17 protein-coding genes are annotated in these 23,104 nt (G+C 33.2%); all 17 read left to right on the top strand.

The genetic code is table 11. From position 1 onward, the window contains the following. Nucleotides 1-18: 18 nt before the first annotated feature. The 17 genes from sucD to KA856_RS08020 all read left to right on the top strand — a co-directional run bounded on the left by sucD (nt 19) and on the right by KA856_RS08020 (nt 22,976). The gene (sucD, locus tag KA856_RS08100) at nt 19-924 is read left to right on the top strand and encodes a succinate--CoA ligase subunit alpha (protein ID WP_019468459.1); all 906 of its coding nucleotides are present in this window, start codon (nt 19-21) and stop codon (nt 922-924) included. A gap of 227 nt (nt 925-1,151) precedes the next feature. Continuing rightward, the gene (gene dprA / locus KA856_RS08095) at nt 1,152-2,024 is read left to right on the top strand and encodes a DNA-processing protein DprA (RefSeq protein WP_107517964.1); all 873 of its coding nucleotides are present in this window, start codon (nt 1,152-1,154) and stop codon (nt 2,022-2,024) included. A 193-nt stretch (nt 2,025-2,217) separates the two neighbouring features. Continuing rightward, nucleotides 2,218-4,284 carry a type I DNA topoisomerase gene (gene topA, locus KA856_RS08090; protein WP_107386104.1) on the top strand — a complete coding sequence of 689 codons (2,067 nt, stop codon included), beginning with the start codon at nt 2,218-2,220 and terminating at the stop codon, nt 4,282-4,284. A 148-nt stretch (nt 4,285-4,432) separates the two neighbouring features. Next, nucleotides 4,433-5,740, top strand: coding sequence for an FADH(2)-oxidizing methylenetetrahydrofolate--tRNA-(uracil(54)-C(5))-methyltransferase TrmFO (gene trmFO / locus KA856_RS08085; RefSeq protein ID WP_107386103.1), 1,308 nt, complete (start codon nt 4,433-4,435; stop codon nt 5,738-5,740). 119 nt (nt 5,741-5,859) lie between these two features. Next, complete coding sequence (gene xerC / locus KA856_RS08080; RefSeq protein WP_107386102.1) at nt 5,860-6,750, top strand: tyrosine recombinase XerC; 891 nt, start codon at nt 5,860-5,862, stop codon at nt 6,748-6,750. Nucleotides 6,751-6,753: 3 nt separating this feature from the next. After that, the gene (hslV, locus tag KA856_RS08075; protein WP_107384725.1) at nt 6,754-7,296 is read left to right on the top strand and encodes an ATP-dependent protease subunit HslV; all 543 of its coding nucleotides are present in this window, start codon (nt 6,754-6,756) and stop codon (nt 7,294-7,296) included. A gap of 111 nt (nt 7,297-7,407) precedes the next feature. After that, complete coding sequence (gene hslU, locus KA856_RS08070) at nt 7,408-8,820, top strand: ATP-dependent protease ATPase subunit HslU (protein WP_107384726.1); 1,413 nt, start codon at nt 7,408-7,410, stop codon at nt 8,818-8,820. Between the two features lie 23 nt (nt 8,821-8,843). Continuing rightward, nucleotides 8,844-9,617, top strand: coding sequence for a GTP-sensing pleiotropic transcriptional regulator CodY (codY, locus tag KA856_RS08065; RefSeq protein ID WP_107384727.1), 774 nt, complete (start codon nt 8,844-8,846; stop codon nt 9,615-9,617). Nucleotides 9,618-9,999: 382 nt separating this feature from the next. Then, a complete protein-coding gene (gene rpsB, locus KA856_RS08060; protein ID WP_040030607.1) occupies nt 10,000-10,791 on the top strand; it encodes a 30S ribosomal protein S2 in 792 nt (263 codons plus the stop codon). A 93-nt stretch (nt 10,792-10,884) separates the two neighbouring features. Next, nucleotides 10,885-11,763 (top strand): translation elongation factor Ts, encoded by an 879-nt coding sequence (tsf, locus tag KA856_RS08055; protein ID WP_107384728.1) that lies wholly within the window; start codon nt 10,885-10,887, stop codon nt 11,761-11,763. A gap of 134 nt (nt 11,764-11,897) precedes the next feature. Further along, nucleotides 11,898-12,620, top strand: a complete 723-nt coding sequence (pyrH, locus tag KA856_RS08050; protein ID WP_107386101.1) for a UMP kinase — start codon at nt 11,898-11,900, stop codon at nt 12,618-12,620. Between the two features lie 16 nt (nt 12,621-12,636). Beyond that, nucleotides 12,637-13,191: a ribosome recycling factor gene (frr, locus tag KA856_RS08045; protein ID WP_107384729.1), complete on the top strand. Its 555-nt coding sequence runs from the start codon at nt 12,637-12,639 to the stop codon at nt 13,189-13,191. 227 nt (nt 13,192-13,418) lie between these two features. Continuing rightward, nucleotides 13,419-14,180: an isoprenyl transferase gene (locus tag KA856_RS08040; protein ID WP_107384730.1), complete on the top strand. Its 762-nt coding sequence runs from the start codon at nt 13,419-13,421 to the stop codon at nt 14,178-14,180. 17 nt (nt 14,181-14,197) lie between these two features. Continuing rightward, entirely contained in the window at nt 14,198-14,974 is a 777-nt protein-coding gene (locus KA856_RS08035; protein ID WP_107384731.1) for a phosphatidate cytidylyltransferase, read from the top strand. A 306-nt stretch (nt 14,975-15,280) separates the two neighbouring features. Beyond that, the gene (gene rseP, locus KA856_RS08030) at nt 15,281-16,567 is read left to right on the top strand and encodes an RIP metalloprotease RseP (RefSeq protein ID WP_107386100.1); all 1,287 of its coding nucleotides are present in this window, start codon (nt 15,281-15,283) and stop codon (nt 16,565-16,567) included. 17 nt (nt 16,568-16,584) lie between these two features. Continuing rightward, the gene (locus KA856_RS08025; RefSeq protein ID WP_107386099.1) at nt 16,585-18,285 is read left to right on the top strand and encodes a proline--tRNA ligase; all 1,701 of its coding nucleotides are present in this window, start codon (nt 16,585-16,587) and stop codon (nt 18,283-18,285) included. A gap of 374 nt (nt 18,286-18,659) precedes the next feature. Continuing rightward, nucleotides 18,660-22,976 carry a PolC-type DNA polymerase III gene (locus KA856_RS08020; RefSeq protein WP_107386098.1) on the top strand — a complete coding sequence of 1,439 codons (4,317 nt, stop codon included), beginning with the start codon at nt 18,660-18,662 and terminating at the stop codon, nt 22,974-22,976. Nucleotides 22,977-23,104 lie beyond the last annotated feature (128 nt).

The raw sequence follows: 23,104 nt of genomic DNA, 5'->3' as shown, positions 1-23,104 counted from the left end.
AAGGATGGGAACGCTAAGATGAGCGTAATGATAGATAAAAATACAAAAGTAATTGTACAAGGTATCACAGGGTCTACTGCACTTTTCCATACAAAACAAATGCTTGAATATGGTACGCAAATTGTTGCAGGGGTAACTCCAGGTAAAGGTGGACAAGTGGTTGAAGGCGTACCAGTTTTCAATACTGTTGAAGAAGCTAAAAAAGAAACTGGTGCAACCGTTTCAGTAATCTATGTACCTGCTCCATTTGCAGCAGATGCTATTTTAGAATGCATTGAAGCTGAGTTAGATTTAGCTATATGTATTACAGAGCATATTCCAGTTATCGACATGGTTAAAGTGAAACGTTATTCAGAAGGTAAGAAAACACGTGTTATTGGACCAAACTGTCCAGGTGTTATTACTGCAGACGAATGTAAGATTGGTATCATGCCTGGTTATATACACAAAAAAGGTCATGTGGGCGTAGTTTCACGTTCAGGTACATTGACTTATGAAGCTGTACATCAGTTGACTGAAGAAGGCATTGGTCAAACTACTGCAGTAGGTATCGGAGGAGATCCAGTTAACGGTACTAACTTCATCGATGTATTAAAACAATTTAATGAAGATGATGAAACGAAAGCAGTTGTTATGATTGGTGAAATTGGCGGTACAGCAGAAGAAGAAGCTGCTGAGTGGATTAAAGCTAATATGAATAAACCTGTTGTAGGTTTCGTTGGTGGCCAAACAGCGCCTCCAGGAAAACGTATGGGTCATGCTGGCGCAATTGTTTCTGGTGGTAAAGGTACTGCAGATGAGAAAATCAAAACATTAAATAGTTGTGGTGTGAAGACTGCAGATACACCATCAGAAATTGGTACTACGTTAATTGATGCTGCAAAAGAAGCAGGTATCTATGAACAGTTACTTACTGTTAAATAGTATAAATTAACAATAAAATAGTATTAAAAATGAGCACAAACTCCCGAAATATGTTGGAGTTTGTGCTATTTTAAGTGTATGAAATTTGTATGATATGAAGATTATGTACTGTACTCATTTAAATTTCTTTTTAAAAATAGATTACAAATGTAGTGTAAATGAATTTAATTTGTAAACTGACTTTATATCGATTTACTTTATAATGATTTTATAAAGGAGCACGATATATGAACACAGATTATCTATTTTTAAAATTACGTTTCTCAGGACTGTCCACACAGCAAATACATCGGTTACTTAAATTTAAAAGCAATTTTCTGTCATACACTAAGCGTGAACAACAAACAATATTAAAACTATATTTATCAACTACTAAATCTCAAAAGAAATATCAAATATATCATGATTTTGTTAACTATCATATTGATGCTATACTGATGCAATTATATAAATGGAATATTAATTTTATTGGATTTAACCATCCATCTTATCCAAATTTACTTCGTGAAATACACGATCCCCCGTTCATACTTTTTTATAAAGGAGATATCGCATTAACTGCACGTGATCAAAACCTTGCAATTGTCGGCTCTAGACATGCTACTGATTATACAAGGGATGCTCTGAAATTCCTTTTTCCTTCATTTAAAAAGAAGAATTTAACTATCGTTTCTGGATTAGCAGAAGGTGCAGACCAAGTAGCACATCAATACGCTATAGAAAATCATATTTCAGCTATTGCAGTGTTAGCCTTTGGCCACCTTAATCATTATCCAAAATCGACGCAAAAACTTAGGAAACAGTTAGAACAAACAGGATTAGTCATTAGTGAATATCTGCCTTATCAAAAACCGCTTAAACACCATTTTCCAGAAAGAAATAGATTGATTAGTGGTCTTTCGAAAGGTGTATTGATAACAGAATCTACAATTAAAAGTGGCACTTCAATTACAACAAATTGCGCATTAGAACAAAATAGAGAAGTATATGTTTTACCAGGTTCAATGTTTAATAATATGACAATGGGCAACCTAATGAGTGCACAAGAAGGCGCAAAAATTGTAATTTCACCGAAAGATATCATAGATGATTTTGATTAAAATTGATATAAATAAAATTGTACGAGAATACTTTTTGATTTATAAAAAAGATGTGAATAATCGGTGTCTTTTCCAATAATTAAAGCTAAATATGCCTTTGTTTAAATGAATTTAAAATTAAAAACATTGACAAAAACAAAATAGACCGTTTATCATTTATCTTTGTAATTAGAAATGCAAGGGGGTAACTACTTTGGCAGAAAATTTAGTCATAGTTGAATCGCCTGCAAAAGCTAAAACCATTGAAAAATATTTAGGTAAAAAATATAAAGTTATCGCATCTATGGGGCATGTAAGAGATTTGCCAAGAAGCCAAATGGGCGTAGATGTAGAAAATGACTATGAACCCAAATATATTACTATACGTGGCAAGGGTCCTGTTGTTAAGGAATTAAAAAAACATGCTAAGAAAGCAAAAAATATATTCTTAGCAAGTGACCCCGATCGTGAAGGTGAGGCAATTGCTTGGCATTTAGCGAATATATTAAATTTAGAAGACTCAACTGAAAATAGAGTAGTATTTAATGAAATAACAAAAGATGCAGTAAAACAAAGTTTTAAACATCCTAGGGGCATAGAAATGGAACTCGTGGATGCACAACAGGCTAGAAGAATTTTAGACCGTTTAGTAGGTTATAATATTTCACCTGTTTTATGGAAGAAAGTTAAAAAAGGACTTTCTGCGGGTCGCGTACAATCAGTCGCTTTAAGATTAGTCATAGATCGTGAAAATGAAATCAGAAATTTCAAGCCAGAAGAATATTGGAAAATAGAAGGGGAATTTAGATATAAAAAATCAAAATTTAGTGCTAAATTCTTACATTATAAAAACAAACCATATAAATTAACTAATAAAAATGAAGTTGAGACGATTACATCACAACTTGATGGAGATCAATTTGAAGTTACAAAAGTAACAAAAAAAGAGAAGACGCGTTATCCTGCAAATCCATTTACGACTTCAACACTACAACAAGAAGCTGCAAGAAAATTGAATTTCAAAGCGCGTAAAACAATGATGCTTGCTCAACAATTATATGAAGGTATCGACTTGAAAAAACAAGGTACAGTTGGTTTAATCACTTATATGCGTACAGATTCTACTAGAATTTCTGAACAAGCCAAGAGTGAAGCTAAAGGTTATATTCAAGATACTTATGGGAATGAATATACCTCAAATCGTAAATCTAAAGGTCAAGGAGACCAAGATGCCCACGAAGCTATTAGACCATCTAGTACTTTGCGTACACCTAGCGAAATGAAAAATTATTTAACTAGGGATCAATATAGATTATATAAATTAATTTGGGAGCGTTTTGTGGCAAGTCAAATGGCACCAGCTATTTTAGATACGGTAGCATTAGATTTAACGCAAAATGATTTGAAATTTAGAGCCAATGGACAAACAATCAAATTCAAAGGTTTTATGACTTTATATGTAGAAACAAAAGATGATGGAGATGAAGGTAAAGAAAATAAGTTACCTAATATAAATGAAGGTGAAATGGTTACAGCAACAAATATTGAACCTTCACAACATTTTACACAACCTCCACCACGTTATACCGAAGCAAGATTAGTAAAAACCTTGGAAGAAATGAAAATAGGACGTCCATCAACTTATGCACCTACAATTGATACAATTCAAAAAAGAAACTACGTTAAAAATGAGAGTAAGCGTTTTGTTCCTACCGAATTAGGTGAAATTGTTCATGAACAAGTTAAAGAATACTTCCCTGAAATTATTGATGTAGACTTTACAGTTAATATGGAGACATTACTCGATAAAGTTGCAGAAGGTGAGATAGCATGGAAAAAAGTTATTTCAGATTTCTATAATAGCTTTAAACAAGATGTTGAACGTGCAGAAGAAGAAATGGAAAAAATAGAAATTAAGGACGAACCTGCTGGAGAAGATTGTGAAGTTTGCGGTGCACCTATGGTTATAAAAATGGGTCGATATGGTAAATTTATGGCATGTTCTAACTTCCCTGATTGTAGAAATACAAAAGCAATCGTCAAAACAATTGGTGTGACTTGCCCTAAATGTAAAGAGGGCGATGTCGTTGAACGTAAGTCTAAGAAAAATCGTATCTTCTATGGTTGTTCTAAATATCCTGAATGTGATTTTGTGACTTGGGATAAACCAATTGGACGTGATTGTCCAAAATGTGAACACTATTTAGTTGAGAAAAAACAAGGACGTAAAAGTCAGGTTATTTGCTCAAACTGTGATTACAAAGAAGAAGAACAAAAATAACAATTATATATAAATTGATTATTAGGAAAAGAAAGTATTTTTTTAATAATATTTAGCAACTTACGATTCATATTTATAATGTAGAGATATGTTATTAAACTTATAAATTAGTATCGTAGTTGCTATTTTTTGTATAGGAGGATAATATATGACTCAAATTGTCAATGTTGTAGGAGCTGGTTTAGCTGGCTCAGAAGCCGCTTATCAATTAGCGCAAAGAGGCATAAAAGTAAATTTAATTGAAATGAGGCCGGTTAAACAAACTCCAGCACATCATACAGATAAGTTTGCTGAATTAGTATGTTCCAATTCATTACGTGGCAATGCGCTAACTAATGCCGTGGGTGTATTAAAAGAAGAAATGCGCCGAATGGATTCTCTCGTTATAACCGCAGCAGATAAAGCACGTGTACCTGCTGGTGGAGCACTTGCTGTATATAGACATGATTTTGCAGGTTATATTACTGAAACGTTGAAAAATCACCCGAATGTAACTGTAATGAATAAAGAAATTAATACGATACCTGAAGGATATACTATTATTGCTACTGGTCCGCTAACAACAGATCAATTAGCACAAGAAATTGTTGATGTAACAGGTGAAGATCAGCTATATTTTTATGATGCTGCAGCACCGATTGTTGAAAAAGACAGTATTGACATGAATAAAGTTTATTTAAAATCACGTTATGATAAAGGTGAAGCGGCTTATTTAAATTGTCCTATGACCGAAGAAGAATTTAATAAATTTTATGATGCTTTATTAGCAGCAGAGGTAGCACCTGTGAATGAATTCGAAAAAGAAAAATATTTCGAAGGTTGTATGCCATTTGAAGTAATGGCAGCACGTGGACGTAAAACGTTATTGTTTGGTCCAATGAAACCAGTTGGCTTGGAAGATCCTAAGACTGGTGAAATACCATATGCTGTTGTACAATTACGTCAGGACGATGCTGCTGGTACTTTGTATAATTTAGTAGGGTTTCAAACACATCTAAAATGGGGTGCACAAAAAGAAGTGCTTAGATTGATACCGGGTTTAGAAAATGTTGAAATCGTTAGATATGGTGTTATGCATAGAAATACATTTATTAATTCTCCTGATGTACTTACGGAGACTTATGAATTAAAAGGAAAAGAAACACTTCACTTTGCTGGCCAAATGACTGGTGTAGAAGGTTATGTAGAAAGTGCGGCAAGTGGTTTGATTGCTGGTATTAACGTAGCACATAAAATTAAAAATAGAGGAAAGGTTATTTTCCCTAGAGAAACAATGTTAGGTAGCATGGCTTATTATATTGCTCATGCAAAAAATGAAAAAAACTTCCAGCCGATGAATGCTAATTTTGGTTTGCTACCAGTTTTAGATGAAAAAATTAAAGATAAAAAAATAAGATATGAACAACTCGCTCATAGAGCTTTATCATATTTGGACAACTTTAAAGAAACATTATGATTTTAATAGAATGAAAAAGTGATTCAGAAAATAAAAAAAAGTTTTTCTCAATTTAATAGTTATTTTTCGCAGTTCCCTCCATCGATATGCTACAATTTATATCGATGGAGGGGTTTTTATTGGAAGAAATCCAACAAGCTTATTTATATATGCTTAAAGTAGAACGGCATTTTTCAGATCATACATTAAAATCATATCATGATGATTTAGAACAATTTAATGATTTTTTAAATCAAGAGCATTTAAGCTTAGCTAATTTTGAATATAAAGATGCAAGAAATTACTTAAGCTTTTTATATTCAAAAAACTTGAAAAGAACAACGGTTTCTCGTAAAATTTCTACGCTGAGAAGTTTTTATGAGTATTGGATGGTACAAGATGAAAGTGTTATAAATCCATTTATACAATTAGTTCATCCGAAAAAAGAACAGTATTTGCCGCATTTCTTTTATGAAGAAGAAATGGAAGCATTATTTAAAACAGTAGAGCAAGATTTAAAAAAAGGTTTAAGAGATCGTGTTATTTTGGAACTTTTATATGCAACTGGGATTAGGGTTTCAGAATTAGTAAATATCAAAGAACAAGATTTGGACATGAATTTGCCAGGTGTTAAAGTTTTAGGTAAGGGTGGTAAAGAAAGGTTTATCCCTTTCGGCGAATTTTGTAAACAGAGCATTGAACATTACTTAGAAACATTTAGACCCAAAAAAAGTACCGAACACGTTTATTTGTTAGTTAATATGAACGGTGCGCCTATCACTGAGCGTGGCGTTCGTTATGTGTTGAATGATGTAGTGAAACGAACTGCAGGTGTGACAGATATACATCCGCATAAATTAAGACATACGTTTGCTACACATATGTTAAATCAAGGCGCTGACTTAAGAACAGTGCAATCGTTATTAGGACATGTTAATTTATCGACGACAGGTCGTTATACACATGTTACGAATGAACAGCTTAAAAAAGTATATTTAAATGCACATCCTCGTGCAAAGAAGGAGAATTAATATATGAGTACATCTATTCATGCGACAACTATTTTCGCAGTACAACATAATGGACATTCGGCAATGGCTGGTGATGGTCAAGTAACACTTGGAGAACAAGTGATTATGAAGAAAACCGCTAGAAAAGTTCGACGCTTATATAATGATAAAGTGTTAGCAGGATTCGCAGGTAGTGTGGCAGATGCATTTACACTGTTTGAAAAGTTCGAGACAAAATTACAACAGTTTAGTGGTAATTTGGAAAGAGCTGCTGTCGAATTAGCGCAAGAATGGAGAGGCGATAAACAGTTAAGACAACTAGAAGCAATGCTTATTGTTATGGATAAAGATTCCATCCTTGTGGTGAGTGGTACTGGGGAAGTGATTGCACCAGATGATGATTTGATTGCAATTGGATCAGGTGGTAACTATGCCCTAAGTGCAGGTAGAGCATTAAAACGTCATGCGACAGATTTAAGCGCGCGCGAGATGGCTTATGAAAGTTTGAAAGTTGCATCAGATATTTGCGTATTCACGAATGACCAAATCGTAGTAGAAGAACTTTAAAAATTCATGTTTTAACGTAAGTAGAAATAACAAAAACTAAAAAATTATGAAATAAATGCATAATAAATGACGAGTTTTTGAAGAAAATATAGTAACGGAGGTATTTATCTTATGGAGTCGAATGGTATTAAATTAACGCCAAAAGATATCGTTTCAAAACTTAACGAATATATAGTCGGTCAAGATGACGCTAAACGCAAGGTAGCAGTAGCATTAAGAAATAGATATAGACGGAGCTTGCTTTCTGATGAAGAGAAACAAGAAATTGCACCTAAAAATATTTTAATGATTGGACCAACTGGTGTAGGGAAAACGGAAATTGCGCGACGTATGGCTAAAGTGGTTGGCGCACCTTTTATTAAAGTAGAAGCTACGAAATTTACAGAAGTAGGTTACGTTGGTCGTGACGTTGAGAGTATGGTTAGAGACTTGGTTGACATTGCTGTTAGATTAGTTAAAGATCAAAAGAAAGCGTTAGTTAAAGATGAAGCGAGAAATAAAGCAAATGAAAAATTAGTTAAACTTTTAGTACCAAGTATGAAGAAGAAAGCGAATAGCAGTAATAGTAATAACCCTTTAGAGTCTCTTTTTGGTGGAGCAATACCCAATTTTGGTCAAAATAATGAAGATGATGAAGAAGATACACCAACAGAAGAAATCAAAACAAAGCGTTCTGAAATTAAACAACAATTATTAAATGGTGAACTTGAAGAAGAAAAAGTGAGATTAAAAGTCGAGCAAGACCCAGGTGCCTTAGGTATGTTAGGAACAAATCAAAATCAACAAATGCAAGATATGATGAACCAACTTATGCCTAAGAAAAAAGTGGAAAGAGAAGTACCAGTCAAAACAGCTCGAAATATTTTGACAGATGAATATGCTGATGAATTGATTGATCAAGAAACTGCCAACCAAGAAGCGATTGAGCTAGCTGAACAAATGGGAATTATTTTTATTGATGAAATAGATAAAGTGGCTACGAACAATCAAAATTCAGGTCAAGACGTTTCACGACAAGGTGTTCAAAGAGACATTTTACCTATACTTGAAGGTAGCATGGTTCAAACCAAATATGGTACTGTTAATACTGAACATATGCTATTCATTGGCGCAGGAGCATTTCATGTTTCAAAACCAAGTGATTTAATACCTGAATTACAAGGTCGTTTCCCAATTCGTGTTGAATTAGAAAGCCTATCTGTGGAAGACTTTGTAAGCATTTTAACTGAACCTAAATTATCATTAATTAAACAGTATGAAGCGCTACTTCAAACAGAGCAAGTAACAGTTAATTTTACTGAAGAAGCGATTAAACGTCTGGCAGAAATTGCTTTTCAAGTTAATCAAGATACAGATAATATTGGCGCGCGTAGATTGCATACAATACTTGAAAAAATGTTGGAAGATTTATCGTTTGAAGCACCGAGCATGCCACATGCTGTCGTAGATATCACACCTCAATATGTTGATGATAAGTTGAAATCAATTTCAACAAATAAAGATTTAAGTGCATTTATTTTATAATACAAACAAAAAGGAGAAGTAATATGAGCTTATTATCAAAAACAAGAGAATTAAATACACTTTTGCAAAAGCACAAAGGAATTGCTGTAGACTTTAAAGACGTCGCACAAACAATAAGCAGTGTAACAGTGACAAATGTTTTTATTGTGTCAAGAAAAGGTAAAATTTTAGGATCAAGTTTAAATGAATTGTTAAAAAATGAACGTATTATTCAAATGTTAGAAAATAGACATATACCTGTAGAATATACTGACAAGTTAATGGATGTAAAAGAGACAGAATCTAACATTGGTATTGAAAGTGCTCTTTCAGTTTTCCCACCTGAAAATAAAGATGTATTTAAAGATAGTAAGTCAACTATCTTTCCAATACTAGGTGGGGGAGAAAGACTAGGTACGTTAGTACTTGGGCGTGTACAAGACGATTTTTCTGAAAACGATCTCGTTTTAGGTGAGTACGCGGCTACAGTTATTGGTATGGAAATTCTGCGTGAAAAACATAATGAAGTTGAACAAGAAGCAAGAGATAAAGCTGCAATCAATATGGCAATCAATTCGTTATCATACTCAGAAAGTGAAGCTATTGAACATATTTTTGAAGAGCTGGGTGGTAAAGAAGGCTTGCTAATTGCGTCTAAAGTAGCTGACCGAGTTGGTATTACACGTTCTGTGATTGTTAATGCATTACGTAAGTTAGAAAGTGCTGGAGTTATTGAATCACGTTCATTAGGTATGAAAGGTACGTTTATTAAAGTTAAAAAAGAAAAATTCTTAGATGAATTAGATAGAATAAAATAAAACGTAGAATAGCTAATTCGTGCATTTGCTATTTACACTATTCACATCATTTTGTATATCCATGCGTTATGCGTTGATTTGATAAATATGTAAAAAATAAATACAATGTCATTTTTAAACTTAAGCATTTCATATTAAGCATCTCATACTGGGGTGGAATCGTGTTATCTGAATTTGTAAAAATACAACTTGAGACCATGCCATTATTAATGAGAAATTATAAGCTGAACTATTGCTTTATATGTATGAATATGATATATTTATTCACGGCTATTAAGCCAATACGCACATAAAGAGCGGAAGTATAAAGGGTGCGATAACTTATTATCGTGTTTATATGAGCTTTTTATGGAGGTAAAAAACCAATAGGAGGATTTTATTTATGGCAGTAATTTCAATGAAACAATTACTAGAAGCAGGTGTTCACTTCGGTCACCAAACACGCCGTTGGAACCCAAAAATGAAAAGATACATCTTCACTGAAAGAAACGGTATCTACATTATCGACTTACAAAAAACAGTGAAGAAAGTAGAAGAAGCTTACAACTTTATCAAACAAATTTCAGAAGATGGCGGAAAAGTTTTATTCGTTGGTACGAAAAAACAAGCACAAGAATCAGTAAAAGCTGAAGCAGAACGTGCTGGTCAATTCTACGTTAACCAAAGATGGTTAGGTGGAATTTTAACTAACTATAAAACAATTTCAAAACGTATCAAACGTATTTCTGAAATTGAAAAAATGGAAGAAGATGGCTTATTCGAAGTATTACCTAAAAAAGAAGTAGTAGAACTTAGAAAAGAATATGACCGTTTAATTAAATTCTTAGGCGGAATTCGTGATATGAAATCTATGCCTCAAGCATTATTTGTAGTTGACCCTCGTAAAGAGCGCAACGCAATTGCTGAAGCACGTAAATTACACATCCCAATCGTTGGTATTGTGGATACTAACTGTGATCCAGATGAGATCGATTATGTTATCCCTGCAAACGATGATGCTATCCGTGCCGTTAAATTATTAACTGGTAAAATGGCAGATGCAATCTTAGAAGGTCAACAAGGTGTATCAAATGAAGAAGTAGCAGCTGAACAAAACATTGATTTAAATGAATCAAAAGAAGAAGCTACTGAAGCAGAAACAACTGAAGAAAACACTTCTGTTGAATCAAACTAAGAATAATGTAAAATGGGTGATAAGATATATAAGCTTATCACCTTTTTTTAAAATAAATATATTAAAATTCATTAAATAATGGAGGAATATGAAATGGCAATTTCAGCTAAACTTGTAAAAGAATTACGTGAAAAAACTGGCGCTGGTATGATGGATTGTAAAAAAGCGTTGACAGAAACTGATGGTGATATTGATAAAGCTATTGATTACCTACGTGAAAAAGGTATTGCAAAAGCAGCTAAAAAAGCTGACCGTATCGCTGCAGAAGGACTAGTACATGTAGAAGAAAGAGGAAATGAAGCAGCAATCGTAGAAATTAATTCAGAAACTGACTTCGTAGCACGTAACGAAGGTTTCCAAGAATTAGTAAAAGAAATTGCTATCCAAGTGTTAGATAGTAAAGTAGATACTGTTGAAGCTTTATTAGAATCTGAATTAGCTGACGGTAAATCTGTAGATCAACGCATGAAAGAAGCAATCTCTACAATCGGTGAAAAATTAAGTATCCGTCGTTTTGCAGTTAGAACAAAATCAGATAGTGATGCATTTGGTTCATATTTACACATGGGTGGACGTATCGGTGTATTAACAGTTGTTGAAGGTACTACTGATAGCGATGCTGCTAAAGATGTAGCTATGCATATTGCTGCGATTAACCCTAAATATGTTTCATCTGAACAAGTAAGTGAAGATGAAATTGCTCATGAAAAAGAAGTATTGAAACAACAAGCTTTAAACGAAGGAAAACCAGAAAAAATCGTTGAGAAAATGGTTGAAGGTCGTTTACGTAAATATTTACAAGAAATTTGTGCAGTTGACCAAAACTTTGTTAAAGATCCTGATCAAACAGTTGAAGCTTTCTTAAAATCAAAAGGTGGAAAACTAGTTGACTTCGTACGTTATGAAGTAGGCGAAGGTATGGAAAAACGTGAAGAAAACTTTGCTGACGAAGTAAAAGGACAAATGAAATAATTTTTCATAGTTTGAACAAGAAAGAAGACACCTTTTTGTGCTCCGTATGAAAGACTTACTTTTATATTGGAAGTTCTACTGTGTCTTCTTTACTTGTATCAAATACATATTTTCACAATAGAGAGGATAAGACAATGGCTCAAACTTCTAAATATAAACGTGTCGTTTTAAAATTAAGTGGTGAAGCACTAGCAGGTCAAGACGGATTCGGGATTAATCCGATAATTATTAAAAGTGTTGCTCAACAAGTAGCTGAGGTAGCAAAAATGGATTGTGAGATTGCAGTGATTGTTGGTGGAGGAAATATCTGGAGAGGTAAAACTGGTAGTGACCTTGGTATGGATCGTGGCACAGCCGATTATATGGGTATGTTGGCTACTGTCATGAACGCTTTAGCACTTCAAGATAGTCTAGAACAATTAGAGTGTGATACACGTGTGTTAACTTCTATAGAGATGAAACAAGTTGCAGAACCTTATATTCGTCGTCGTGCAATTAGACACTTAGAGAAAAAACGAGTTGTGATATTTGCAGCTGGCATAGGTAATCCATACTTCTCAACTGACACAACTGCAGCTCTGCGTGCTGCTGAAGTAGAAGCAGATGTTATCTTAATGGGCAAAAATAATGTTGATGGTGTTTACTCTGCAGATCCTAAAAAAGATGAAAATGCAGTTAAATATGAACATTTAACACATATTCAAATGTTACAAGAAGGATTACAAGTCATGGACTCAACAGCATCTTCTTTCTGTATGGATAACAATATTCCATTGAATGTGTTCTCTATTACAGAAGAAGGGAATATCAAACGTGCTGTTATGGGTGAAAAAATAGGAACATTAATTACAAAATAATTTAGAGGTGTATAATATGAGTGACATAATTAATGACACGAAAACAAAGATGAAAAAATCAATTGATAGTCTTTCAAGAGAATTAGCCAACATTAGTGCTGGTAGAGCAAATTCAAACCTTTTAAATGGTGTTACTGTTGATTATTATGGAGCACCAACACCTATACAGCAACTTGCTAGTATCAGTGTGCCAGAAGCACGTCTTTTAGTCATTTCACCATACGATAAATCATCAGTGGCTAATGTTGAAAAAGCCATTAATGCAGCAAACCTAGGTGTGAATCCATCTAGTGATGGTGAAGTAATCCGTATAAGTGTACCTGCATTAACAGAAGAACGTCGTAAAGAGCTTGTAAAAGAAGTTAAAAAAATTGGCGAAGATTCTAAAGTTGCAGTTAGAAATGTGCGTCGTGATTCGAATGACGAGCTTAAAAAACAAGAGAAAAATGGTGACATCACTGAAGATGACCTAAGAACTCAAACAAATGAAGTTCAAAAAATAACTGACGATTCTATAAATGACATTGATAAATTATTAGAAGAAAAAGAACAAGATATTATGTCAGTATAAACATGGTAATTATGATATGACTTTTTGTGAGTAAATATCTATCTTTTAGTTGTTTGATATTGAAAATAAAGCATATTATAAATTTATCTGAACTGTATCAAATCAGACTTTGGTACAGTTTTTTTATTTGTTTATTCATTGCGCTTATCTAGTATGATAAAATGATAGATAATTGCATTTAGAAGCTAATATAAAAAGCAGAGATGATAACGCTCGGAGGAAATACCATGTTTAAAAAGCTAAACAAGAAAAAAAATCAGCCTAACGAATCCAACATTGGCTTGGATTTACATAATGTACCTAATCATATAGCAATTATTATGGATGGCAATGGACGCTGGGCTAAACAAAGAAAGCTGCCTAGAATAAAAGGCCATTACCAAGGTATGCAAACGATCAAAAAAATAACTAAAGAAGCTAGTGATTTAGGTATTAAATATTTAACGTTGTATGCATTTTCAACTGAAAATTGGACTAGACCTAAAAATGAAGTTAATTATATTATGAACCTACCAGTTAATTTCTTAAAAACCTTTTTACCAGAATTAATAGAAAATAATGTTAAAGTAGAAACCATTGGTTTTTTAAATGATTTACCAACAGCAACACTTGAAGCTATAAATAAAGCAAAAGACCAAACCAAAGATAATACAGGTTTAAAACTGATTTTTGCAATTAACTATGGCGGACGTGCTGAAATTGTCCATAGTGTAAAATCAATTTATGAAAAATTATCTTCAGAAGGCTTATCCAGTGAACATATTACAGAACAATTGATTAACGAACATTTAATGACCCACCATTATCCTGATCCAGACCTTTTAATTAGAACCTCAGGTGAACAACGAATTAGTAACTTTCTTATCTGGCAAGTATCTTACAGTGAATTTATATTCAATGAAAAATTTTGGCCAGATTTTGACAAAGAAGAATTAATAAACTGTATTAAAATTTATCAATCTCGTCAAAGACGTTTTGGGGGATTATAGATAGTTAGGAGAATAGTATGAAAGTTAGAACTTTAACAGCAATAATAGCACTTATTGTTTTTCTACCTGTATTGTTAAAGGGTGGGCTTGTACTAATGCTTTTTTCATATTTATTAGCGTTTATAGGTCTCAAGGAATTGTTAAATATGAATATGATAAAGTTCTTATCCATCCCAGGAATTATAAGTGCATTAGGAATTTTAATTATTATGATACCGCAAGAAGCAGGTACATGGGTGAATGATTTACAATTAAAATCTTTGATAGCAATGAGTTTTATTTTATTAAGTTATACTGTGTTATCTAAAAATAGATTTAGTTTTATGGATGCTGCTTTTTGTTTAATGTCTATAGCTTATGTAGGCATAGGTTTTATGTATCTTTATGAAACAAGATCAGAGGGATTACATTACATACTGTTAGCTTTCTTAATTGTGTGGTCTACTGATACTGGTGCATACATTTTTGGTAGATTAATGGGCAAACATAAATTATGGCCAGTAATCAGTCCTAATAAAACAATTGAAGGATTCATAGGTGGTATTATTTGTAGTCTGATTGTTCCACTTATAATGGTGATGTTTATAGACTTTAATATTGCAATATGGTTATTGCTATTATGTACAGTTATTTTGAGTATGTTTGGTCAGCTAGGTGATTTAGTGGAGTCAGGTTTTAAACGCCATTTTGGTGTGAAGGATTCTGGACGTATTTTACCTGGTCATGGCGGAATATTAGACCGATTCGATAGTTTTATGTTTGTTTTACCATTATTAAATATATTTTTAATTTAAGTGATTTTGAAAGAAATGATGTGCTTTTAAAATTGTATAATTGAAAAATAAAAGGAGTTATTAATTTAAATGTTGATGATTGATCACATGAGACATTTAAATTTTTAACTCCTTTTCATAAGTTTATAAAATGAATCGTATATATTTAAGAGGTAAGTCGTGAAAATTTTTTATACTGTATAAAGTTACGTGTATCAGTCGGTAGTGTTATGTTATAATTTTATAATCAAAAGCATTAAATTTCTTGTATATTATAATAATATAAAATAATGGAACAATCTTACGGAAAATATGAGGTGTATCAATTTGAGTTTTCTAGTGACAATTATTTCTTTTATAATCGTATTTGGTGTTCTTGTAACGGTTCATGAATACGGTCATATGTTTTTTGCAAAAAGAGCTGGCATTATGTGCCCAGAATTTGCAATTGGAATGGGACCAAAAATTTTCAGCTTCAGAAAAAATGAAACTTTATATACCATTCGTTTATTGCCAGTTGGAGGATATGTAAGAATGGCAGGTGACGGATTGGAAGAACCACCCGTTCAACCAGGTATGCATGTAAAGATAAAATTAAATGATAAATATGAAATCACACACATCATTTTAGATGATCAACACAAATTCCAACAAATTGAAGCAATGGAAGTTAAGCAATGTGATTTTAAAGAAGATTTATATATAGAAGGTGTAACTGCATATGATCAACAAAGACATCATTATCAGATTGCTGACAAAGCTTATTTTGTTGAAAATGGTAGTTTAATTCAAATTGCTCCTAAAAACCGACAATTCACACACAAGAAACCTTATCAAAAATTCTTAACACTGTTTGCGGGTCCGTTATTTAACTTCTTACTTACATTAGTATTATTTATTGGCTTAGCTTATTATCAAGGTACACCAACAAATACAGTTGATAAAGTTGCGCAAGATAGTCCAGCAGCACACGCTGGCTTAAAAACAGGTGACACTATCGTGAAAATTGATGACAAATCTATCGATAGTAAATCTGATATAGATCAAGCAATGTCACAGGTTAAAGACAAAAAGACGCAAATTAAAGTAGAACGAGATGGCAAAACAGAAAATTTACAAGTAAAACCGAAAAAATACGAACAAAAAGTAACTAAAACACATTCAGAAACAAAATATTTATTAGGCTATACTGCTTCTACTGAACATACAGTATTTAAACCTATTGCTGAAGGTGTAAAACAAACAATTGTAGCTGGGAAACTGATATTTACTGCGATTTTAAGTATGATTGCGAGCATTTTTACAGGTCAATTTTCATTTGATATGTTAAATGGTCCTGTCGGTATTTACCATACGGTTGACTCTGTTGTTAAAACAGGCATTATCAATTTAATTTCTTGGACAGCATTGCTCAGTGTCAATTTAGGGTTGATGAATTTATTACCAGTCCCAGCACTTGATGGCGGACGTATCTTATTCGTAATATATGAAGCGATTTTCAGAAAGCCATTAAACAAAAAAGCAGAAACTACCATTATTGCGATTGGTGCAGTATTTGTATTAATTGTTATGGTCTTAGTGACATGGAATGACATTCAACGTTATTTCTTATAAAAGGAGAGAGCATGTAAATGAAACAATCTAAAGTATTTATACCAACGATGAAAGAAGTACCGGCTGCAGCTGAAGCTTTAAGTCATAGACTTTTGCTAAAAGCAGGATTAATTAAACAAAGTACGAGCGGCATATATAGCTATTTACCGTTAGCTGCAAAAGTTTTGAATAACATTGAAACAATTGTAAGACAAGAAATGGAACGTATTGATGCTGTGGAAATTTTAATGCCTGCGTTACAAAAAGCAGAACTATGGGAAGAATCAGGTCGTTGGAATGCATATGGTCCAGAACTGATGCGTTTAAAAGATAGACATGGTCGTGAGTTTGCACTTGGGCCAACACATGAAGAGCTTATAACGTCTGTGATAAGAGATGAGCTTAAATCATATAAACAATTACCACTTACTTTATTCCAAATACAATCTAAATTTAGAGATGAAAAACGTCCTCGTTTTGGACTGTTACGTGGTCGTGAATTTATTATGAAAGACGCATATTCGTTTCATGCAGATGAAACTTCTTTAGATGAAACATACCAAGATATGTATCACGCTTATGATCGCATATTTAAACGTGTCGGAATTAATGCACGACCAGTAGTTGCAGATTCAGGTGCTATTGGTGGAAGTCATACACATGAATTTATGGCTTTAAGTGAAATTGGTGAAGATACAATTGTTTATAGTGAAAATAGTGATTATGCTGCCAATATTGAAAAAGCTGAGGTTGTATATCATCCTAATGAAAAACATGATGATGTAGCACCATTAACAAAAATAGAAACACCTCAAGTACACACAGCACAAGCATTAGCAACATTTTTAGAAAAACCATTGGATGAAATTACAAAATCTATGGTGTTTAATGTCGATGGTGAATTTATTATGGTACTTGTACGTGGTCACCATGAAATTAATGATGTGAAATTAAAAGCATTCTTTGGTACTGATCACATCGAATTAGCAACAGAAGATGAAATTAAAAATTTATTAGGTGCATCTCCTGGTTCACTTGGGCCAATTTTTGATAAAAATATCAAAGTATATGCTGATAACTTTATAAAAGATTTAAATAATATTGTTGTAGGCGCTAACGAAGATGGTTACCATTTATTGAATGCAAATGTAGGGCGTGACTTTGAAATAGAAGCGTATGGCGATTTTAGATTTATTTTAGAAGGTGAAGCCTTAGCTGATGGGTCAGGTGTCGCTAAATTTGCTGAAGGAATTGAAGTCGGGCAAGTATTTAAACTTGGTACAAAATATTCTGAAGCAATGAATGCAACATTCTTAGATAATCAAGGCAAAGCCAAACCTTTATTAATGGGATGTTATGGTATAGGTATTTCTAGAACTTTAAGTGCGATTGTTGAGCAAAATAATGATGAAAATGGTATTATATGGCCTAAATCAGTGACGCCATTTGATTTACATTTAATTACAATCAACCCTAAAAAAGAAGAACAACGTGAATTGGCCGATCAACTTTATACACAATTAAAAGAAACATACGATGTACTATATGATGACCGTAAAGAACGTGCAGGTGTTAAATTTAATGATGCTGATTTAATTGGGTTACCAATTAGAGTAGTAGTTGGCAAAAATGCTGCAGAAGGTATCGTAGAAGTTAAACGACGTGATACAGGTGAAAGTGAAGATGTTCAAATTGATAACTTAAATCGTTATATTAATGATTTATACCTAAGTATATAATTCAGCAATTTACTTTTAGAAAGTAATTGCTATGACGAATGATATGTATGTTAAACAATTAAAAGCAAATATAGTTTTTATCAATGAATATATTTGTATATGGGCATAGTTGAATTTTTAAGATTAACCTGTAATTTGGTAAATAGTCGCCTTATTTAGGGGAGCGGGAAAGCGAAATCGAATGAGTCAGATTTGATTTCATTTCCGCTCCTATTTATTATTAGTAACCATATTGTAAAAATAGTAGAGTTTAAGTATTAGAAATTAATGCTTTTCCGTTATAAGATAGATAATGTAAAAAATACATACGCGACAGTTAAAGAAATGATTTGAAATAGTAACGTAGTGTAATTAATAGTAAGGTGGTTATCGTCATGTCAATGACAAATCAAGAAAAATTTAAGGTCTTAGCAGATCAAATTAAAATTGCAGATCATTTGGATCCAGAAATTTTAGCACAAAGTGAATTAACGCGTGTAGATGTTAAAACAACTGATCGTATTTGGGTATTTCAGATAACATTTCCATATTTTTTACCTATAGAAGATTATCTGTTATTTATGAATGCAATCACTGAAGAATTTAAAACAATTGCCAAAGTTGATTGCAATTTTACAGTTACGAATAAAGTGAATCAAGACGAATATGCCTTGAAATACTTTAGTTATTGTATTGATCAAACGCAATTATCGCCAAAAGTAAAAGGTCAGCTTAAGCAAAAACGCTTAATTATGTCAGGGGATGTTCTCAAAGTCATGTGTCAGAATGATATAGAACGAGATCATTTTGATAAAGCTTGCAATGGGAGTTTGATTAAAGCATTTCAACAATGTGGATTTGCAATCAGTAGTATCATTTTTGAAACTGATCATACTTCAAATGGAGACGATTTAGCATCATTAGAGGCACATATTCAACAAGAAGATGAAAAAAGTGCACGTGAAGCCACTGAAAAGTTAGAAAAGATGCGCGCTGAAAAAGCCAAACAACAAGATAATAACGAAAGTGCTGTAGCTAAATGTCAAATTGGTAAACCGATTCAAATAGAAAATGTAAAACCTATTGAATCAATTATCGAAGAAGAATTTAAAGTTGCGGTGGAAGGTGTTATCTTTGATATTAATTTAAAAGAATTGAAAAGCGGACGTCATATTGTTGAATTAAAAGTTACAGATTACACCGATTCATTAGTGTTGAAAATGTTCACTAGAAAAAATAAAGATGATTTAGCTCATTTTAAAGCCCTTAGTGTTGGTAAATGGGTACGAGCACAAGGTCGAATAGAAGAAGACACATTCGTACGTGACTTAGTAATGATGATGTCTGATATAGAAGAAATAAAAAAAGCAGTTAAACAAGACAAAGCAGATGAGAAACGCGTAGAATTTCATTTGCATTCATCCATGAGTCAGATGGACGGCATTCCGAATATAAGTGCATATGTGGACCAAGCAGCCAAATGGGGTCATAAAGCGATTGCAATTACTGATCATAATGTGGTTCAAGCATTTCCAGATGCGCATGCTGCAGCTGAAAAAAATAATATTAAAATGATATATGGTATGGAAGGCATGTTGGTTGATGATGGTGTGCCTATAGCTTACAAGCCACAAGATATTGATTTAAAAACTGCAACATACGTTGTTTTTGACGTTGAAACAACAGGTTTATCTAATCAGTATGATAAAATTATTGAACTCGCAGCTGTAAAAGTAAAAGAAGGAGAAATCATTGATAAGTTTGAACGTTTTAGTAATCCACATGAACGTTTATCTGAAACAATCAAGAATTTAACGCATATCACTGACGATATGCTCGTCAATGCGCCTGAAATTGAAACAGTATTAACAGAGTTTAAAGAGTGGGTCGGCGATGCGATATTTGTAGCACATAATGCATCATTTGATATGGGATTCATAGATACCGGTTATGAAAAAACTGGTCTAGGTGCATCAACGAATGGTGTGATAGATACACTTGAACTTTCCAGAACTATCAACACAGAATATGGTAAGCATGGTCTGAATTTCTTAGCTAAAAAATATGGTGTAGATTTAACACAGCATCACAGAGCGATTTATGATACTGAAGCAACAGCTTATATTTTTATAAAAATGTTAAAACAATTAGAAGAAGCGGAAGTTTATAATCATCAAGATATTAATAAATCGTTATCTAATGAAGATGCGTATAAACGTGCACGTCCAAACCACGTAACACTTATTGTGCAAAATCAACAAGGCTTGAAAAATTTATTTAAAATAGTAAGTGCGTCTTTAGTTAAATATTATTATAGAACACCTAGAATTCCACGATCATTATTAGATGAATATCGTGAAGGTATTCTTGTTGGTTCTGCATGTGATGAAGGTGAAGTATTTACTGCAGTAATGCAAAAAGATCAATCTCAAGTGGAAAGAATAGCAAAATACTATGATTTCATTGAAGTTCAGCCACCTGCATTATATCAAGATTTAATAGATAGAGAACTGGTGAGAGATAATGAAACATTGCATGAAATTTATCAACGCCTTATTCAAGCTGGAGATGTAAATGATATTCCTGTCATTGCTACAGGGAACGCGCATTATCTAAACGAACATGATGGTATTGCACGTAAAATTTTAATTGCATCACAGCCAGGTAACCCGTTAAATCGTAGTACTTTACCTGAGGCACACTTTAGAACAACAGATGAAATGTTAGACGAATTACATTTCTTAGGTGAAGCAAAAGCTCATGAACTAGTTGTTAAAAACACGAATGAATTAGCAGACCGTATCGAACGTGTAGTTCCGATAAAAGATGAATTGTATACGCCGCGTATGGAAGGTGCTAATGATGAAATACGAGATATGAGCTATGCCAATGCCAGAGCATTATATGGCGAAGATTTACCACAAATTGTCATCGACCGATTAGAGAAAGAACTTGAAAGTATCATTGGGAATGGATTCTCTGTTATATATTTAATTTCGCAAAGACTTGTTAAAAAATCGCTGGATGACGGTTACCTAGTAGGTTCACGTGGCTCTGTAGGTTCGAGTTTTGTAGCGACAATGACTGAAATTACAGAAGTTAATCCATTACCACCGCATTATATTTGTCCACAATGTAAAGAAAGTGAGTTCTTTAACGATGGATCCATTGGCTCTGGTTTTGATTTACCAGATAAAAAATGTGGCACATGTGGTTGTGAATTGATTAAAGAAGGGCAAGATATTCCTTTTGAAACTTTCTTAGGCTTCAAAGGTGATAAAGTGCCTGATATCGACTTGAACTTTAGTGGTGAGTATCAACCTCAAGCTCATAATTACACAAAAGAATTGTTTGGTGAAGACAAAGTCTTTCGTGCCGGTACTATTGGTACGGTGGCAGAAAAAACAGCTTTCGGTTTTGTGAAAGGATTTTTAAACGATCAAGGCATTCACAAAAGAGGAGCTGAAGTTGACAGACTCGTGAAAGGTTGCACGGGTGTTAAACGTACAACAGGACAACATCCAGGTGGCATCATCGTTGTCCCAGATTATATGGATATCTACGATTTTACACCTGTTCAATTTCCGGCAGATGATCAATCATCAGCTTGGATGACAACACATTTTGATTTCCACTCAATACATGATAACGTATTGAAACTGGATATATTAGGACACGATGACCCGACCATGATCCGTATGTTACAGGATTTATCAGGTATTGATCCTAAAACGATACCTGTTGATGATAAGGAAACCATGGGGATTTTTAGTTCACCAGAACCATTAGGTGTAACATCAGAGCAAATTTTATGTAAAACTGGTACATTTGGTGTGCCTGAATTTGGTACAGGATTTGTTCGTCAAATGTTAGAAGATACCAAACCAACTACATTTTCAGAATTAGTTAGAATATCTGGATTATCACATGGTACGGATGTTTGGCTAGGTAACGCACAAGATTTAATACGCTCAGGAACTTGCGATTTATCAAGTGTCATTTGTTGTCGTGATGATATTATGGTTTATCTAATGTATAACGGTTTAGAACCTTCACTAGCCTTCAAGACAATGGAATTTGTGCGTAAAGGTAAAGGGCTTACGGATGATATGGTTGAAGCAATGGTAGACAATGAAGTGCCTGATTGGTATTTAGATTCATGTAGAAAAATTAAATACATGTTCCCTAAAGCGCATGCTGCAGCATATGTGTTGATGGCGGTACGTATTGCATATTTCAAAGTCCATTACCCACTTTACTACTATGCAAGCTACTTTACGGTGCGTGCATCTGATTTTGATTTAATCTCAATGATTAAAGATAAAGAAGGTATTCGAAATACAGTAAACGATATGTATTCGCGCTACATGGATTTAGCCAAAAAAGAAAAAGATACATTAACTGTATTAGAAATCATGAATGAAATGGCGCAACGTGGTTATCGTATGCAACCGATAAGTTTAGAGAAAAGCAAAGCATTTGATTTTATCATTGAAGATGATAGTTTAATTCCACCGTTTATTGCTGTTCCTGGATTAGGAGAAAACGTTGCGCAACGCATAGTTGAAGCACGTGAAGAGGGACCGTTTTTATCTAAAGAAGATTTAAATAAAAAAGCTGGCTTGTCACAAAAAGTCATTGAGTATTTAGACGAACTTGGTTCATTACCTAACTTGCCAGATAAAGCACAATTATCAATATTTGATATGTAATCGTGCAATATAGTGATTGAAATTGAATATCAAAATGCTAAATTTATAAAAATTTGATATTAGTTATTGTCATACTATATGAAAAGATATAGTTGTTTGTATAGGAAATAAACATATGGTATAATAAT

Source organism: Staphylococcus sp. GDB9P120P (genome assembly GCF_017893435.1).
GTDB classification, from domain to species: domain Bacteria; phylum Bacillota; class Bacilli; order Staphylococcales; family Staphylococcaceae; genus Staphylococcus; species Staphylococcus cohnii.
This window is presented reverse-complemented; position numbering and strand designations above follow the sequence as displayed.